The sequence below is a fragment of the Azorhizobium caulinodans ORS 571 genome (assembly GCF_000010525.1).
Classification (GTDB): domain Bacteria; phylum Pseudomonadota; class Alphaproteobacteria; order Rhizobiales; family Xanthobacteraceae; genus Azorhizobium; species Azorhizobium caulinodans.
Window position 1 is genome coordinate 13,262 of record NC_009937.1, and the last position, 17,468, is coordinate 30,729.

Genomic DNA, 17,468 nt, shown 5'->3' on the forward strand with positions numbered 1-17,468 from the left:
CGGTGTCGGGCCGACAGGAAATCGCCGACGCTTCAATAATCCGGAGCATTCCCCATCGATCAGGCCGCTTCGGCGTGGTTGGAGAATTCTCTCGTCTGAACCCAAGTGACTGCCTTGAGCGAGACCGAGCATAAGGGTGCCTTCTACGGCCGCCGTGTCGGCAAGACATTGCGACAGGGGCAGCAGCAGGCCCTCGCCCGCACCCTGCCCCGCTATCTCATAGATCTGCCGACCGTTGCCGAGCCGGCGGCCCTGTTCCCCTGCCCCGTGGATGAGATCCGCCTGGAGATCGGTTTCGGTGGCGGCGAGCATCTGCTCTCGGAGGCGAAGCGCTTTCCACGCGCAGGCTATATCGGCATCGAGCCGTTCCTGAACGGCATGGCCAAGGCGGTGCTGGAGCTCGATCTCGCGCCGCAGGAGAATGTGCGGCTGTTCAATCTCGATGCGGCGCTCCTGCTGGCCAGGCTGCCGGAAGGCAGCGTCTCGCAGGTGGAGCTGCTCTATCCGGACCCGTGGCCGAAGCGGCGGCACTGGAAGCGCCGGTTCGTCAGACCGGACAATCTGGACCTGCTGGCCCGCGCCCTGAAGCCGGGCGGTGTGTTCCGCTTCGCCAGCGACGTGCCCGATTATGTGGACTGGACACTGCGCGAAGTGCGCGCCCATCCCGCCTTCCGCTGGACGCAAACGCGCGCCGATGACTGGCGCACGCCCTACGAGGGCTGGCCGGGTACCCGCTATGAGGCGAAGGCGATCGCCGCCGGTCGCGTACCCACCTATCTCAGCTTCGCGCGGGTCTGACGGGCCGGGCGTGCCCCGCGGCTCGGACGGTGCTAGAGCCTGTGCTTGATCGACGGCGTCGATCATCTGCGCGGGAGCCGGTCACCGGGAGCTCATCATGTTCGTGCGGCAGCTTCATTATCTGGTGGCGGTGGCGCGCGAGCAGCATTTCGGTCGCGCGGCCGAGGCCTGCCACGTCACCCAGCCGACCCTCTCCGCCGGCCTGCGCAAGCTGGAAGAGGAACTGGGCTATCCGCTGGTGGTGCGGGGCCATCGCTTCATGGGGCTCACCGAGCACGGCGCGCGCGTGCTCGCCTGGGCCCAGCGCATCATCAATGATTATGACGGCATGCGGCAGGAACTGGCCGGCTCGGAAGCCGGCCTCACTGGCATCCTGCGCCTCGGCTGCGTACCGCCCATGCTGCCGGCGCTGAGCGGCCTCCTCACCGCCTTCTGCGAACGCCATCCCCTCGTGCGCGTGCAGGCCCTCTCCATGAGCGCGCTCGCCATCCAGCGCGGCCTTGATGACCAGGTGCTCGACGCGGGGGTGAGCTATCTCACCGGAACGCAGCCGCCGAAGCTCCACTGGCTGCCCTTCTATGAAGAGCGCTACATGTTCGTCCGCGCCGCCGGCGGCGACGACCTGCCGGCGCGCATCAGCTGGGCCGAGGCCGCGCGCTCCCCCCTCTGCCTGCTCACGCCCGACATGCAGAACCGCCAGATCATTGACGAGGCGCTGGCCACCGCCGGCGCCGTGTCGGTCCCGCGCATCGAGGCCAACACCTTCTTCGGCGTGTGGTCCATGGTCTGCTCGGGCGCCTGGGCCAGCATCGTGCCGCACACCCATATCGCCACCTTTGGCCGCATGGCGGGCGTGTGTGCCATTCCGCTGATCGATCCTGACTGGCGGCGGCCGGTGGGTCTCGTGACGCCCGACCGTGACCCGCTGGCGCCCGTCGCCGCCGCCTTCCGCAAGCTCGCGGCGCGGTGGTCCTGGAACGGCGAAGACGCAGCTTCATAGAAGTTGCCGATCAATCCTTGCACCCAAACGATTGGACCCGCCGCGGGCCCTCGGGCTTGATGGCGACAGGCGGTTCTGAGCGGCCGCCTTTCCTAACCCACACTTTCTGGCACGGACGCCTCAGGCGCTCCGTGCTTTTTTATGGGCCCCGTCGGCGGGATCGCCGCGCAAGCCGTCTGGCGCGCCCGTACGGCAGCCGACGCGGGTGTTGCCCGCAATGGCTTGCACCTTTGGGTTTTCTGTCTATATTAGCGCCGTCCCTATAGGGGATACCTCAGAGCCATCGTCGTCGAAGGTGATGAGAGTGGGTTCCGGCCGGGACCCGCTCCCTTTCTGCTTATGTGGACCTTCGCGAGGCTGGTTCCGGGTGGCGCGTTTTGCGTCGGACACGAATTCCAGGGCTGCCGTGCCCCTTGTGCGCGCATCCCGCCCAAAGCCTGACGTCCCGGAGGGACATGAACGAGACCGTCGAAGCGCTGGACCCCAACGAGCCGCGCCTCATCACCGAATCCGGCGTCGCCGCGCGCATCGCTGCGATCGTCACGCCCGTGCTGGCCGACCTCAACCTGCGCCTGGTGCGCGTGAAGGTGACGGCGCGCGACGGCGGCACCTGCCAGATCATGGCGGAGCGGCCCGACGGCTCGATGACCATCGACGACTGCGAGGCCGCGTCCCGCGCCATCTCGCCGGTGCTCGACGTGGAAGACCCCATCACCGGCGCCTACCGGCTGGAGATTTCCTCTCCTGGCATCGACCGGCCGCTGGTGCGGCTCACCGATTTCGACCGCTGGGCCGGTCATGAGGTGAAGGTGGAGATGGCGGTGCCGGTTGACGGCCGCAAGCGGTTCCGCGGCATCCTCATCGGCACCCGCGCAGAGCTGGCCGTGGTCAAGCGCACCGATGCCCCCAAGGGCGAGGAGCCGGAAGTTTCCCTCCCCGTCGCCGATATCGGCGAGGCCAAGCTGGTGCTCACCGACGCCCTCATCACCGAGGCGCTGCGCCGGGCCAAGGCTGCCGAGCGCGGCCTCGGCGAGGACGAAGAGTTTGAAGACGACGCCGACGAGGTGTTCGAGGGCGACGAGGCGGACGAAAAAGCCGCCAAGGATGCCGCGAATGCCGAGCGGGCGAATGCCAAGAAGGCCGCCGACAAGGCCGAGAAGCGGGCCGGAAAGGTCGCGCGCAAGGCGGCCAAGTCCGAGAAAGCCGAGAAGTCCCAGGCCAAGACCGGCAAGGCACGCCTCTCCAAGGCCGAAGTCGATGATCTGGCCGTCACCAATCCGGCCTCTCGCGCGCTGCGCGGAGGAAAGCCCAAAGCGAAGGAGACGCACTGATGGTCGCCGTCAGCGCAAACCGTCTGGAACTGCTGCAGATCGCCGACGCGGTCGCGCGGGAAAAGACCATTGACCGCGGCATCGTCATCGCGGCGATGGAGGATGCCATCGCCAAGGCCGCGCGCTCGCGCTACGGCCAGGAGACGGACATCCACGCGGAGATCAATCCGCGCACCGGTGAGCTGCGTCTCGCGCGTCACCTCCTCGTGGTGGACGAGGTGGAGAATTCCGCCACCGAGATCACGCTGGACGGCGCCCGCCGCCACAATCCGGCGGCGCAGGTGGGCGACACCATCGCCGACACCCTGCCCCCCTTCGACTTCGGCCGCATTGCCGCCCAGTCGGCCAAGCAGGTCATCGTTCAGAAGGTGCGCGAGGCCGAGCGCGACCGGCAGTATGACGAGTTCAAGGACCGCATCAGCGAGGTGGTCAACGGCCTCGTGAAGCGTGTCGAATACGGCAACGTGGTCGTGGATCTCGGCCGTGGCGAAGCCATCCTGCGGCGCGACGAGCTGCTGCCGCGCGAGGTGGTGAAGACCGGCGACCGCATCCGCGCTTATATTTATGACGTGCGCCGCGAGCCCCGTGGCCCGCAGATTTTCCTGTCGCGCACGCATCCGCAGTTCATGGCGAAGCTGTTCGCGCAGGAAGTGCCGGAAATCTACGACGGCATTGTCGAGATCAAGGCCGTGGCCCGCGATCCCGGCTCCCGCGCCAAGATCGCCGTCATCTCCCGCGACCAGTCGGTCGACCCCGTGGGCGCCTGCGTCGGTATGCGCGGTTCGCGCGTGCAGGCGGTGGTGAACGAGCTCCAGGGCGAGAAGATCGACATCATTCCGTGGAACCCGGACATCGCGACCTTCATCGTGAATGCGCTGGCGCCGGCGGAAGTGGTCAAGGTGGTGCTCGACGAGGACCGCGAGCGCATCGAAGTGGTCGTGCCCGACGCGCAGCTCTCGCTCGCCATCGGCCGTCGCGGCCAGAATGTGCGCCTCGCCTCCCAGCTCACCGGCTGGGACATCGACATCCTGACCGAGCAGGAAGAGAGCGAGCGCCGCCAGAAGGAATTCGCCGAGCGCACCAAGATGTTCGCCGAGGCCCTCGACCTCGACGAGATGATGGGCCAGCTGCTCACCTCCGAGGGCTTCACCTCGGTGGAGGAAATCGCCTACGTGCCGGTGTCCGAGCTCGCCTCCATCGAGGGCTTCGACGAGGAGACCGCCGCTGAACTCCAGGCCCGCGCCCTCAAGCATCTCTCCGATGTCGAGGAAGCGCTGGACAACGAGCGCCGGGAGCTGGGCGTCGAGGACGACCTCAAGACGGTTCCGGGCGTCACCTCCAAGATGCTGGTGGCGTTCGGCAAGAACGACATCAAGTCGGTCGAGGATCTTGCCGGCTGCGCCACCGACGATCTCGTCGGCTGGACGGAGCGCAAGGACGGCGAGACCGTGCGGTTCCCCGGCGCGCTCGATGGGTTCGAGCTCAGCCGTGAGGATGCCGAAAGCCTGATCATGCAGGCCCGCATCGCGGCCGGCTGGATCAGCGCGGACGAAGCCGAGGCGCAGGCGGAAGCCGCGCCCGACTCCGAACCGGCCTGAGAGCCAAGGAGATGACCCGGCGTGCTCGCGAGTATGGACCAGGACGAGACGGATGGCGGGCCGCGCGCGCTGAAGGGCGCGCGGGCGCCGGATGCGCGCCTGTGCCTGGCCACGCGCACGGTCACGCCGGTTTCGCAGATGCTGCGTTTCGTGGTCGCGCCGGACGGCGCGATCGTGCCGGATCTCGGCCATAAGCTTCCCGGCCGCGGTGCCTGGGTCACCGCGACCCGCGAGGCGCTCGATCAGGCGCTGAAGCGCAAGGCCTTCGGACGCGCCTTCAAGGGCAAGGGCACCAGCGGCCCCGACCTGCCCGATCTCGTGGAAACGCTGCTCGCGGCCGACACCCGTGCAGCGCTCTCCCTCGCCAACAAGGCGGGACGTGTCGTCACCGGCACCGCCAAGGTGGAATCCGCGCTCGCGTCAGGCGATGCGGCGGTGCTCCTTCATGCCTCGGACGCTCGTCCGGACGGAATTCGAAAACTGAACGGGTTCGCCCGTCAGATGGAAGCTGCCGGGCTGCGCCCGGTGGCGATCGTAGGCTGCCTGCCGGGCGTCGAATTGGACTTGGCGTTGGGGCGGTCAAATGTGGTACATGCAGCGCTGCTCGCGCATCCGACAACCGCGGGTTTTCTCGCGCGCTGCCGTAGGCTCGAGCGCTGGCGAATGGGCACAGCCGCCAGCGCTCCGGAAGGGCATTGCCCGCAGCCCGACCGGATGCAAGGAACGGATACGGAATGAACGATACCAAGACCCCCGGTGACAAGACGCTCCACCCCGCCCCCGGCAAGACGCTCACGCTGAAGCGCCCGGTGGAGCAGGGCACTGTGCGCCAGAGCTTCAGCCACGGACGCTCCAAGTCTGTGGTGGTGGAGAAGGTGAAGCGCCGCGTCTTCGCGCCGGGTGAAGCCGGAGCGCCGAGCGGCACACCTGCCGCCGCGCCGGCTGCGACCCCGGCGCCGGCTGCTGCCGCGCCGCGTCCCGCCACGCCTGCCCCCGCAGCGCCGCGCCCCGCGGCTCCCGCCACTCCGGCCCAGCCGGCTGCTGAAGCCAAGGCCCCCGCGCCGGCTCCGACGCCTGCACCGGCGGCTCCTGCCGCCCCGGTCGCTGAAGCGCCCAAGGTCGAGGCCCCCGCGCCGGTGGCTGCGAAGCCCGAGGCTGCGCCTGCCGCGCCGGTCGCCGAAGCGCCCAAGGTGGAGGTCCCTGCGCCTGCGCCGGCTCCTGCCGAACCCGTTGCCGCGCAGCCGGCGGCGCCGGTCGCTGCTGCGCCCGCCGCTCCCGCTCGTGCCCCCGAGGCGCCCCGTCCTGCGGTGTCCGCGCCCCGTCCGGCCGCCACCACGTCTTCGGGCTCGTCCTCGTCCAGCTCCCGTCCCGCCGCTGGCGGTGCGCAGCGTTCCGGCGCCGCGCCGCAGCGTCCCGGCACGTCCGGTGGTCCGGGCCGTCCCGGCGCTCCGGCGTCCGGCCAGCGCTCCGGTGGCCCGGGTTCGGATCGCCGCGGTGGTCCCGGCGGCCAGAACCGTCCCGGTCAGAACCGGCAGGGTGGCTCCGGCGTCGTGCTGCGCACGCTGACCGAGGAAGAACGCAACGCCCGCGCCAGCGCGCTCGCCGATGCCCGCGTCCGCGAGGTTGAAGAGCGGCGCATGGCCGAAGAGCGCCGCATCGCCGAGGAGGAAGCCCGCCGCCGCGCCGAGCGCGAGCGCGCGGAGCGTGCCGAGCGCGAAGCCGCCGAAGCCCGCAAGCGGGAAGAGGAAAGCCGTCGCGCCCTCGAGGACGAGAGCAAGCGCCGGGCCGAGCAGGAGGCGCGCAAGCGCTTTGGCGAGGAAACCGGCCGCTCCGGCGGTGCCTCCGCGCCGTCCACTTCCACGGCCCGCCCGCTGACGCCCCGTCCGGCCGGAACTACGACGACCACCGGCGCTCCGGCCGCCGGCGAGGAAGAGGACCGTCGTCCGCGTCGCGGCGGTGGTGTTCCGCCCCGCCCTGCTGCGCCCGTCAAGCTCCCCAAGAGCGCCGGCGGCGAGAAGCACCGCGGCCGCCTGACCGTCGTCACCGCCCAGTCGGGCGAGGAAGAGCGTCAGCGTTCGGTCGCCTCCTTCCGCCGTCGCACCCAGCGCATGACCGGTCATCGCGGCATGCAGGAGAGCAAGGAAAAGATCGTCCGCGAGGTCGTGCTGCCCGAGACGATCACCATCCAGGAACTCGCGAACCGCATGTCGGAACGCGCCGTGGATGTGATCCGGATGCTCATGAAGCAGGGCCAGATGGTGAAGATCACCGACGTGATCGACGCCGACACGGCCGAACTCATCGCTGCCGACCTCGGCCACACCGTGCGCCGCGTCTCGGAATCCGACGTCGAGGAAGGCCTGTTCGACAGCGCCGACGCGCCCGAGGATCTGCTGCCGCGTCCTCCGGTCGTGACCATCATGGGCCACGTCGACCACGGCAAGACCTCGCTGCTCGACTCCCTGCGCAAGGCGAACGTGGTGTCCGGCGAAGCCGGCGGCATCACCCAGCACATCGGCGCCTATCAGGTGACCTCGCCGCTCGGTGGCAAGATCACCTTCATCGACACCCCCGGCCACGCCGCCTTCACCGCCATGCGCGCCCGCGGCGCCAAGGTGACGGACATCGTGGTGCTGGTGGTGGCGGCCGATGACGGCGTGATGCCCCAGACGGTGGAAGCCATCAATCACGCCCGCGCCGCCAAGGTGCCGCTGATCGTGGCGATCAACAAGATCGACAAGCCCGATGCCAAGCCCGAGCGCGTGCGCTCCGAACTGCTCCAGTATGAGGTGCAGGTGGAGAGCATGGGCGGCGATACGCTGGAGGTGGAGGTCTCGGCCACGAAGCAGATCAACCTGGACAAGCTCCTGGAAGCGATCTCGCTGCAGTCCGAAGTCCTCGACCTCAAGGCCAATCCCGACCGTCCGGCCGAGGGCACCGTGGTCGAAGCCAAGCTCGATCGCGGTCGCGGCCCGGTCGCCACCGTGCTCGTGCAGCGCGGCACGCTGCGGGTGGGTGATATCGTCGTGGCCGGGGCCGAGTTCGGCCGCGTCCGTGCACTCATCACCGACACCGGCGCCACCACGACCGAGGCCGGCCCGTCCGTCCCCGTCGAGGTGCTCGGCTTCAACGGCACGCCGGAGGCGGGCGACCGTCTCGCGGTGGTGGAGAGCGAAGCCCGCGCCCGCGAGATCACCGAGTATCGCCAGCGCCAGAAGCGCGAGAAGGCGGCGGCCCGTTCCGCCGTGGTCCGTGGCTCGCTGGAGCAGATGATGAGCCAGGTGCGGTCCACGGGCCGCAAGGAATTCCCGCTCATCATCAAGGGCGACGTGTCGGGCTCGGTGGAAGCCATCATCGGCGCCCTCGAGAAGCTGGGCAACGACGAGGTGCAGGCCCGCATCATCCACTCGGGTGCCGGCGGCATCAACGAGAGCGATGTGACGCTGGCGGAAACCTCCGGCGCCGCCATCATCGGCTTCAACGTCCGCGCCAACAAGGAAGCGCGGGATTCGGCCGAGCGGGCGGGCATCGAGATCCGCTACTACAACATCATCTACGACCTCGTGGATGACGTGAAGAAGGCCATGAGCGGCCTGCTGGCTCCGATCACCCGCGAGACCATGCTGGGCAATGCGCTCATCCTCGAGATCTTCAACGTCTCGAAGGTGGGCAAGGTGGCCGGCTGCCGCGTCACCGACGGCACCGTGGAGCGTGGCCAGCACGTGCGCCTCATCCGCGACAACGTGGTGATCCACGAAGGCAAGCTCGCGACCCTGAACCGCTTCAAGGATGCGGTGAAGGAAGTGCTGGCCGGCCAGGAGTGCGGCATGTCCTTCGAGAACTACCAGGACATGCGCGCCGGCGACGTCATCGAGTGCTATCGCGTCGAGGTCGTTCAGCGGTCGCTCTGATCGCCGGGACAATAGGTATCGAAGGCGGCCGGGTTTCACCGGCCGCCTTTTCCGTCCCGGGCGCCCGCCCTTAGTTCTGCCACCCGGGCCTGCTTTCCTCCCGAGGACCAGCCGGCACCCATGGCACGGCATCGTTTTCACCCGGAGCTGGGCGGTCCAAATCCGCCCCGCTTCGCGTCTCCTCTGGCCGGGGCCGCCCATGGCGTGCCGGGCCGCTGAAGGTTTGGACCCATGAAGACTCAAGACCGTTCGGGCTCCGGCCCGAGCCAGCGCATGTTGCGCGTGGGCGAACTGGTGCGCCATGCGCTCGCCGACGCCCTCCAGCGCGGCGACCATCTCGACCCCGCGCTCGCCGGCACCATCATCACCGTGCCCGAGGTGCGCATGTCGCCGGACCTCAAGATCGCCACCTGCTTCGTCATGCCGCTCGGCGGCAAGGACGTGAACACCGTCATCAAGCTGCTGGCGGCGAACCAGAAGCTGCTGCGCACCGAAGTCGCGCGCCGGGTCGAGCTGAAGTCCGTGCCCTCCCTGCGCTTCCTGCGCGACACCTCGTTCGACGAGGGCGCGCGCATCGATGCCCTGCTCCGCCGCCCCGACGTGGCGCGCGACCTCGACACCGAGACCGATGCCGAAGCCGGCTCCGAGACCACCAAGGAAGAAGACTGATGAACGCGCCCTTCCCCCGCCCCGAGGAGGCCGAGGCGGCCGAGCAGCGCGCGCCGGGCGCGCCCCGTGGTCGCGGCCCGCGCCAGCAGCGTGACCAAGCCCCCCGCGCGCCCAAGCGCGACATCGACGGCTGGGTGCTGCTGGACAAGCCGAGCGGCATGACCTCCACCCAGGCGGTGGCGGTGGTGAAGCGCCTGTTCGCGGCCAAGAAGGCCGGCCATGCGGGCACGCTCGATCCGCTGGCCTCCGGCTGCCTGCCCATCGCACTGGGCGAGGCGACGAAGACCGTGCCCTACATCATGGACGGCCGGAAGACCTATCGCTTCGCCGTCACCTTCGGCGTCGAGACGGATACGGACGACAGCGAAGGCAAGAGCGTCGCCACCTCCGATCACCGCCCCTCGGACGCGGACATCGAGGCGGCGCTCGACAGCTTCCTCGGCGAGATCATGCAGGTGCCGCCCGCCTATTCGGCGCTGAAGATCGCCGGCGAGCGCGCCTATGACATCGCCCGCGGGGGCAATGAGGTGGTGCTGGAAGCCCGCCCCGTCACCATCCACCGCATCGAGATCGTCGAGCGGCCGGACGCCGACACGGTGGTGCTGGAGGCCGAGTGCGGCAAGGGCACCTATGTGCGCGCCATCGCCCGCGACCTCGGCCGCATGCTAGGCACGCGCGGCCACGTTTCCATGCTGCGCCGCGCCTGCGTCGGTCCCTTCCTCGAGGAAGACTTGGTGCCCATGGACGAGCTTCAGGCCCGCGCCGAGGCGAGCGAGGCGGACCTGTTCGACGCGCTCGACCCGGTGGATTCTGCGCTGGAGGAGATTCCGCACCTGTCCGTCACGCCCTCCGACGCGCACCGCCTGCGCTGCGGCCAGAGCGTCATCCTGCGCGGTCGCGACGCGCCCATTCTCGACGGGCATGTGGCCATCTTCTGCCAGGAGGCGCTGATCGCCATCGGCGATGCGCAGGGCGGCGAGGTGCTGCCGCACCGGGTGTTCAACTGGGCGAAGTCCCACCGCCCGCGTCCGGCCGGCGGCGCGCCCGCGGCGCGCCTGCATCGGGACCCGCCGGTGGAGGAAGCCTGACGTAACGCGAATGTTGGCGTGAGGCATGCCATATGCGGCATGCCTCTTGCTTTTCCGGCGGCGGGGGAGTTTCCGCCGTTTGGGAAGGACGCCGACTGATGACGTTCCGATTGCTACGCGCCGCCGCTTTGATAGCGAGCGTTGCGCTTGCCGGGGCCGCCAAGGCCGAGTCTGTGGTGCGCTACGGAATCTCCATGGCTGACATTCCGCTGACCACGGGGCAGCCAGATCGTGGTGCCGGTGCCTATCAATTCACCGGCCACACCATCTATGACCCGCTGGTGGCCTGGGAGATGAACGTGGCCGATCGGCCGGGCAAGCTGGTGCCCGGCCTTGCCACCGAATGGAAGGTGGATCCGGCCGATCCGAAGACCTGGATCTTCACCCTGCGCAAGGGCGTGAAGTTCCACGACGGGTCCGACTTCACCGCCGATGCGGTGGTGTGGAACCTCGACAAGGTGCTGAACGACAAGGCCCCGCAATATGACCAGCGGCAGGCCGCGCAGGTGCGCACCCGCCTGCCCTCGGTGGCGAGCTGGAAGAAGATCGACGATTACACGGTGGCTATCACCACCAAGGACGTGGACAGCTTCTTCCCCTATCAGCTGCTCTGGTTCCTGATCTCCTCCCCCGCCCAGTACGAGAAGGTGGGCAAGGACTGGGACAAGTTCGCCTCCGCGCCCTCGGGCACCGGCCCTTTCAAGCTCGACAAGCTGGTGCCCCGCGAGCGGGCCGAGCTGGTGAAGAACGAGGCCTATTGGGACAAGACGCGCATCCCCAAGTCAGACCGCATCGTCCTCATTCCCATGCCCGAGGCGCTGACCCGCACCAACGCGCTGCTCTCGGGGCAGGTCGACATCATCGAGACCCCGGCCCCGGACGCCGTGCCCCAGCTCAAGGCCGCGGGCATGAAGATCGTGACCAACGTCACGCCGCACGTGTGGAACTATGACCTTTCCAAGCTGCCGGACTCGCCCTGGGCCGACGTGCGCCTGCGCAAGGCTCTGAATCTCGCCATCGACCGCGAGGGCATCGTCGCGCTGATGAACGGCCTCGCCATGCCCGCCAAGGGGCAGGTGGACGCCTCAAGCCCCTGGTTCGGCAAGCCGACCTTCGACGTGAAGTATGATCCGGAAGCCGCCAAGAAGCTGGTGAAGGAGGCGGGCTACTCCGTGGAGAAGCCGCTCAAGACCACCTTCATCATCGCCCAGGGCGGCACGGGGCAGATGCTCTCGCTGCCGATGAACGAATACATCCAGCAGAACCTGAAGGATGTGGGCATCGACGTGGAGTTCAAGGTGGTGGAGCTGGAGACGCTCTATACCCACTGGCGCAAGGGGGCGAAGGACCCCATCAACAAGGGCATCTCCTCCAACAACATCGCCTATGTGACCTCGGACCCGCTCTATGCGCTGATCCGCTTCTTCGACAGCCGGCAGGTGGCGCCGGTTGGCGTCAACTGGGGCTATTATTCCAACCCCAAGGTGGATGCCCTCATCGACGAGGCGAAGAGGACCTTCGATCCCAAGAAGCAGGATGAGCTGATGGCGCAGGTCCATGCGCAGGTGGTGGACGACGCGGCCCTCGTCTGGGTGGTGCACGACACCAATCCCCACGCCATGACGCCGAAGGTGAAGAGCTTCATCCAGGCCCAGCACTGGTTCCAGGATCTGACCACCATCGGCCTGCAATGACGAAAAAGGGCGGCCCGTCAGGGCCGCCCTTCATGTCCGGATCGGGTTTTGATCCTGCCGGGGGCCGCCGCCGCACCAGACCCCCCGTGACACCGGCCCTTGAGCCAGCGCCCGTTGGAGCGACGGCGCCCCTGCCAGATCAAAACCTGACAGGATAATCATGAACACGAATGATCAATTGATCAATATCAAATCGCCCCGTTCCGGATCGGTCGGGCGTAGAAAACGGGCTGCATTTTCCGTGTTGTAGACAGGCGCTTGGCGAGCGGCAGCAGACCGACGCACAAGGCCGGCCACCGCTGTTCGCCCTCCCGGTCCGAGAAATGGACGCGCGCTGTCGCTGCGGGGCCAGTCGCGGCCGCCATCATGCCAAGCGCAAGCTTGTCCGTACCTTGCCTCGGGGAATGAGGCGAGCGGCCGGCTCAGCCGGCGGCGCTCATGGAGGCCCGGAAGGCCCAGCCGGCCATGCGGCGTTCCAGCACTGCGAAGACCGCGTACATGAATATGCCCTGCACCGCGAGCGCCAGCAGTCCGGCGAACACCAGCGGCATCTGGAAGTTCGAGCCCGCCTGCACCATCAGGTGCCCGACGCCGGCATTGGCGCCGATGGTCTCCGAGACCACCGCGCCGACGAAAGCCAGCGTGATGGCCACCTTCAGCGAGCCAAACAGATAGGGCGCCGTGCGCGGGATGCCCACCTTGCGCATGATGTCGAGCTTGGAGGCGCCGAGCGCCCGCAGCACGTCCTCCAGCTCCGGCTCCGTGGTGGCAAGGCCGGTGGCCACATTCACCACGATGGGGAAGAAGGAGATGAGGAAGGCGGTGAGGATGGCCGGGATCTCGCCGATGCCGAACCACATGATGAGGATGGGCACCACCGCCACCTTGGGGATGGAGTTGAAGCCGATCATCACCGGATAGAGGCCGCGATAGATGGCCCGCGACCAGCCCACCACCAGGCCCAGCGCAATGCCGAACACCACCGCCAGCGCGAAGCCTGCTACCGTGGTCCAGAGCGTGACGAAGGAATTGCGCAGCAGCGGCCACCAGAATTGGGCGGCGGCGGCGAAGATGGCGCTCGGCGCGGGCAGGATGAAGGCGTCGATACGGAACAGGCGGCAGGCCGCTTCCCAGATGACGAAAAGCCCAACCGTGAAGGCGACGGGCGTGATGTCTTCGGCGGTGATCTTCATGCCTGACGCACCTCGGCGATCTTGCCGCGCAGTTCGTGGACCAGTTGGGTGAAGGCCGGCTCGTAGCAGACCTCCAGCGGGCGCGGGCGAGGAAACTCCACCCGGCGGGTCTCCACCACGCGGCCCGGGCGGGCGCTCATCACATGGATGGTGTCGGCCAGAAACGCCGCCTCCCGCAGGTCGTGGGTGACGAGGATGACGGTGAAGCCGAGCCGCTGCCACAGATCGCGCAGCACCACCCAGAGCTCCTCGCGGGTGAAGGCGTCGAGCGCGGCGAAGGGCTCGTCCAGCATGAGCAGCGCCGGCTCATGGATCAGCGCCCGGCAGAGCGAGGCGCGCTGCTGCATCCCGCCGGACATCTCCCACGGATAACGGTCGGCGAAATCGCGCAGGCCGACGACGCCCAGCAGGTCCAGAGCCCGCTCCCGATAGGCGGCCTTCTCGCGCCGGTAGCGGCTGCGATGGGGCTCCACGATCTCCAGCGGCAGCATCACATTGTCCAGCACCGAGCGCCACGGCAGCATGTTTGCGTGCTGGAAGGCCATGCCGGCGAGCTTCACCGGCCCGTTCACCGGCTTGCCCTCGACGCTGACTGCGCCTTGGGTGGGCCGGATGAGGCCGGTCACCAGCTTCATCAGCGTGGACTTCCCGCAGCCCGAAGGGCCGACGACCGCCGCGAATTCGCCCCGCGCCACCTCGATGGAGGTGTGGGCGAGCGCCGTCACATCGCCGGTTCGGCCCTTATAGGACAGGGTCACATCATCAAGCCGGATCAAGGCGGTGGGCTTTCCTTGGGGTGGGTGTGCTTCGAGGTGCCGCTCCCTCCCCCCTTGCGGGGGAGGGCCGGGGAGGGGGTAACGCCCTCTCCGCCGGAGCGGCATTGGGGGAGCAGATGGGAAATGGAGCGTCCGTCCCCTGCCTTTCTACCCCCCTCCCTACCCCTCCCCCGCAAGGGGGGAGGGAAGGCGCTTCAACGGGAGAGGACGTCGGACCCTCGGAGGTCACGGCCTCCCTCCCCCCTTGAGGGGGAGGGCTGGGGAGGGGGGTGATGCCCTCTCCGTTTGAGCGACTTCGGGGAGCGTGGATCGGAGGCGCGCCCTTACTTCGGCATCCGCTCGGCGGCGGGCGGCAGGAATTCCGCCGTGAAGATGTCGGCAGCCGCCGGCTTCTTCTCCTTGAAGTCGTAGGTGACGGCGATCTGCTCGATGGACTTGGTCATGCGGTCCACGTCGATGCCGCCGATGCCGTTCTTCGTCACCCATTCGGTGATCATGTTGTCCTTGAGCGCCATCTTGAGGCGGGCGAGCTCGATCTTCTCGTCGCCCGTCTCGTTGCGCTTCATCACCGACTTGATGGCGGCCTCGGGATCGCGCGCGGTCTCGATGATGCCCTTGATGGTGGCGCGCACGAAGCCGGCCACTTCCTTCGGATGCGCCTTGGCGAAGTCGGGGTTCACGATCACCGCGTTGCCGTAGAGCACCAGGCCGTAGTCGGACATAAGCAGCACCTTGATGTCCTCCGGCTTCAGGCCCTTCTGCAGCAGGTTGAAATAGGAGGAGAAGGAGAAGCCGGTGATGGCGTCCACCTTGCCGTCCGCCAGCATGGGCTCGCGTACCGGGAAGCCGACATTCTCGATCTTCACCTTGTCGGCGTCGATGGCGTTCTCCTTCACGAAGGCCTTCCACTGGGCATAGGCGCCGTCGGGTGCCGGGGCACCCAGCACCTTGCCTTCCAGATCCTTCGGCTTGGAGATGCCGGTCTTGACCAGGGTCACGATGGAGAAGGGCGGCTTGTCATAGACCATGAGGATGGCTTTCAGCGCCTTGTCCGGATTCTGGTCGTTGAACTTCACCAGCGAATTGATGTCGAAGAAGCCGAGCGGATAGGTGCCCGCCGCCACCCGCGCGATGCCGGCCACCGAGCCGGGCCCCGTGTCAACGGTGACGTTCAGGCCCTCGGCCTTGTAGTAGCCCTTGTCGATGGCGACGAAATAGGGCGCGGACGGGCCCTCGAACTTCCAGTCGAGGGCGAACTTGATGTCGGTGTCCGCGCGGGCGGGCAGTGCCGCCGCCGCGATGAAACCGAGCGCCCCGATCAGGCCGCGAAGCATATGCCGCATGGGTCTTCCTCCTGTCCGCTGACAAGAGGCAAGGCACATGCCACCGCCGGAGGCAGAGCGGCCGGATCAGAGGTGGCGATGTCTGCCTAAAAGTTGGGCAAATGGACGCGCCGCCGCCCTTCCCCTGGGCGAGCTCAGAAGGGGCCGCCCTGATCGAGGAAGGTTTCCATGCGGGCCTCGTGGGAGCCAAGCTCGAAGCCCTGCGCCGCCACCCAGGCATCGTCATAATAGCTGCGCAGGTAGCGTTCGCCCCGGTCACAGATAAGGGTGACGAGCGAGCCGGTCTCGCCGCGCCCCATCATCTCGGCCGCGAGCATGCACAGCGCATGGAAGGCGGTGCCGGTGGAGGGGCCGACCTTGCGGCCGAGCCGGCGCGCCAGCACGCGCATGGCGGCGATGGAGGCGGCGTCCGGCACGCGGATCATGTGGTCGATCACCTCCGGGATGAAGGAGGGCTCCACGCGCGGCCGGCCGATGCCCTCGATGCGCGATCCGGGGCAGGAGGTGAGGCTGCGGTCGCCGGTGCGGAAGGCGTCGTAGAAGACGGAGCCTTCCGGGTCAGCCACGCACAGGCGGGTGGCATGGTGGCGATAGCGCAGGTAGCGGCCGATGGTGGCCGAGGTGCCCCCCGTGCCCGCGCCCATCACGATCCAGGTGGGGACGCTGCGCGGCTCGCCCTGCATCTGCTGGAAGATGGATTCGGCGATGTTGTTGTTGCCGCGCCAGTCGGTGACGCGCTCGGCATTGGTGAACTGGTCCACATAAAGCCCGCCGAGCCGTTCCGCGAGGGCGGCGGCCTCCGCATAGACCGCGCTGCTGTCGTCCACGAAATGGCAGCGCCCGCCCTCGCGCTCGATGTCCGCGATCTTCTCCGGCGAGGTGGTGCGGGTCATCACCGCATAGAAGGGCAGGCCGAGCAGGCGGGCGAAATAGGCTTCTGAAACCGCTGTTGAGCCGGAAGATGCTTCCACCAGCGTGATGCCTTCGCGGATCTGGCCGTTGCAGACGCCGAACAGGAAGAGTGAACGGGCGAGCCTGTGCTTCAGGCTGCCGGTGGGGTGGCTCGATTCATCCTTGAGATAGATGTCGATGCCGCCGAGCCGGTGCGCCTCGAAGGGCAGAAGGTGGGTATCTGCCGACCGCCGGGCGTCGCGCTCGAGAATCCTGAGCGCCTGATCGGCCCAGATCCGGCGGGCGTCCCGCTCGCTCGGTGCCGCACCGGCGGCGGGGGACGTGAGGGACGGAACGGCGGAGAGGGGCTCGATCTTCATGACCAGACCATTATTCACAGGGGCCGCGGCGATTTGCGGATAACGCAATCATGACCGCTCGCGCGCAGAAATCATCACCGCCTGCGATGCTTGCGGGAGCCCTTTTGCGCAATCTCATTTCGCTCTGCGCCGGATACGCGAAAAATTCCTCGCGCCGGCTCCATTCGGGAGCAGTTGCATCTTTGCCTGACACCTTGTCTCCTACCATACGGAGGGGAGGGTCATTTCATGGAGTCGAAATCGCTTAAGATCTTGGAGCAAGATGTGTCTGGACAGCGCTCAGATGAGCAGACGTTCGGTAGTGATCCGCTGCAGCGGGTGACGCTCGGGTATCTGATCAACCTGATTGCACGTTTGCTGGCCCAGTCGCTCAAGGCGCGCAACGGCGTCGAGGGAATCTTGCCGGGACAGTATCCGATCGTGCTGGAATTGCTGACGAAGGACGGGCCGACGCAGCGTGATCTCTGTGACTTCGTAAAGATCGAGCAGAGCACCATGGCCAATACTTTGAAGCGCATGGAGCGGGACGGCATCATCGAGCGGCGGGCCTCGCTGGAGGACGGCCGCCAGGCGACCGTCCACCTCACCGAGCGTGGCCGGAAGCTGGCCGAGGTGGCGGTGGTCAACGCGTTCGACGTGAACCGCGTGGCGCTGGAGCCGCTGGATCGGGAGGCCCAGGTGCAGTTGCGCACCAGCCTGATCGCCATGGCGGAGCGTCTGGAATCGGATCTGGCGGAGCATCGGGGCGGGCGCGGACACGGCGCCTGACGTAACGTATCGCTTACGCTGGAAATAT

14 protein-coding genes are annotated in these 17,468 nt (G+C 67.8%); 10 read left to right on the forward strand and 4 right to left on the reverse strand.

The window, feature by feature from the left end:
* The first annotated feature begins 105 nt into the window (after window positions 1–105).
* The 9 genes from trmB (at window position 106) to AZC_RS00120 (ending at window position 12,089) form a co-directional block, all read left to right on the forward strand.
* Window positions 106–798: a tRNA (guanine(46)-N(7))-methyltransferase TrmB gene (gene trmB / locus AZC_RS00080; protein ID WP_012168546.1), complete on the forward strand. Its 693-nt coding sequence runs from the start codon at window positions 106–108 to the stop codon at window positions 796–798.
* Window positions 799–895: 97 nt separating this feature from the next.
* Window positions 896–1,798 (forward strand): LysR family transcriptional regulator, encoded by a 903-nt coding sequence (locus AZC_RS00085; RefSeq protein WP_012168547.1) that lies wholly within the window; start codon window positions 896–898, stop codon window positions 1,796–1,798.
* A gap of 455 nt (window positions 1,799–2,253) precedes the next feature.
* Window positions 2,254–3,129, forward strand: a complete 876-nt coding sequence (rimP, locus tag AZC_RS00090) for a ribosome maturation factor RimP (RefSeq protein WP_043878680.1) — start codon at window positions 2,254–2,256, stop codon at window positions 3,127–3,129.
* Window positions 3,129–4,727 (forward strand): transcription termination factor NusA, encoded by a 1,599-nt coding sequence (gene nusA, locus AZC_RS00095; protein ID WP_012168549.1) that lies wholly within the window; start codon window positions 3,129–3,131, stop codon window positions 4,725–4,727. The genes rimP and nusA overlap by 1 nt, the downstream gene beginning before the upstream one ends.
* Window positions 4,728–4,748: 21 nt before the next feature.
* Window positions 4,749–5,465, forward strand: coding sequence for an RNA-binding protein (locus AZC_RS00100; RefSeq protein WP_012168550.1), 717 nt, complete (start codon window positions 4,749–4,751; stop codon window positions 5,463–5,465).
* Window positions 5,462–8,638, forward strand: coding sequence for a translation initiation factor IF-2 (infB, locus tag AZC_RS00105; protein WP_012168551.1), 3,177 nt, complete (start codon window positions 5,462–5,464; stop codon window positions 8,636–8,638). Before AZC_RS00100 ends, infB begins: the two co-directional genes overlap by 4 nt.
* A gap of 231 nt (window positions 8,639–8,869) precedes the next feature.
* Complete coding sequence (gene rbfA, locus AZC_RS00110; protein WP_012168552.1) at window positions 8,870–9,307, forward strand: 30S ribosome-binding factor RbfA; 438 nt, start codon at window positions 8,870–8,872, stop codon at window positions 9,305–9,307.
* A complete protein-coding gene (gene truB, locus AZC_RS00115) occupies window positions 9,307–10,395 on the forward strand; it encodes a tRNA pseudouridine(55) synthase TruB (RefSeq protein ID WP_012168553.1) in 1,089 nt (362 codons plus the stop codon). Before rbfA ends, truB begins: the two co-directional genes overlap by 1 nt.
* Before the next feature lie 98 nt (window positions 10,396–10,493).
* A complete protein-coding gene (locus AZC_RS00120) occupies window positions 10,494–12,089 on the forward strand; it encodes an ABC transporter substrate-binding protein (RefSeq protein WP_043878681.1) in 1,596 nt (531 codons plus the stop codon).
* A 422-nt stretch (window positions 12,090–12,511) separates the two neighbouring features.
* Here the strand turns inward: AZC_RS00120 and AZC_RS00125 are convergent, their stop codons facing one another.
* The 4 genes from AZC_RS00125 to AZC_RS00140 form a co-directional block, all read right to left on the reverse strand.
* Complete coding sequence (locus AZC_RS00125; protein ID WP_012168555.1) at window positions 12,512–13,282, reverse strand: ABC transporter permease; 771 nt, start codon at window positions 13,280–13,282, stop codon at window positions 12,512–12,514.
* Window positions 13,279–14,058, reverse strand: coding sequence for an ABC transporter ATP-binding protein (locus AZC_RS00130; RefSeq protein WP_043878682.1), 780 nt, complete (start codon window positions 14,056–14,058; stop codon window positions 13,279–13,281). Before AZC_RS00130 ends, AZC_RS00125 begins: the two co-directional genes overlap by 4 nt.
* A 323-nt stretch (window positions 14,059–14,381) precedes the next feature.
* A complete protein-coding gene (locus tag AZC_RS00135) occupies window positions 14,382–15,401 on the reverse strand; it encodes an ABC transporter substrate-binding protein (protein ID WP_043878683.1) in 1,020 nt (339 codons plus the stop codon).
* A 134-nt stretch (window positions 15,402–15,535) separates the two neighbouring features.
* Window positions 15,536–16,672, reverse strand: coding sequence for a PLP-dependent cysteine synthase family protein (locus tag AZC_RS00140; protein WP_052285808.1), 1,137 nt, complete (start codon window positions 16,670–16,672; stop codon window positions 15,536–15,538).
* 228 nt (window positions 16,673–16,900) lie between these two features.
* Here AZC_RS00140 and AZC_RS00145 point away from each other — a divergent pair, with 228 nt between their 5' ends.
* A complete protein-coding gene (locus AZC_RS00145) occupies window positions 16,901–17,440 on the forward strand; it encodes a MarR family winged helix-turn-helix transcriptional regulator (RefSeq protein ID WP_081433848.1) in 540 nt (179 codons plus the stop codon).
* Window positions 17,441–17,468 lie beyond the last annotated feature (28 nt).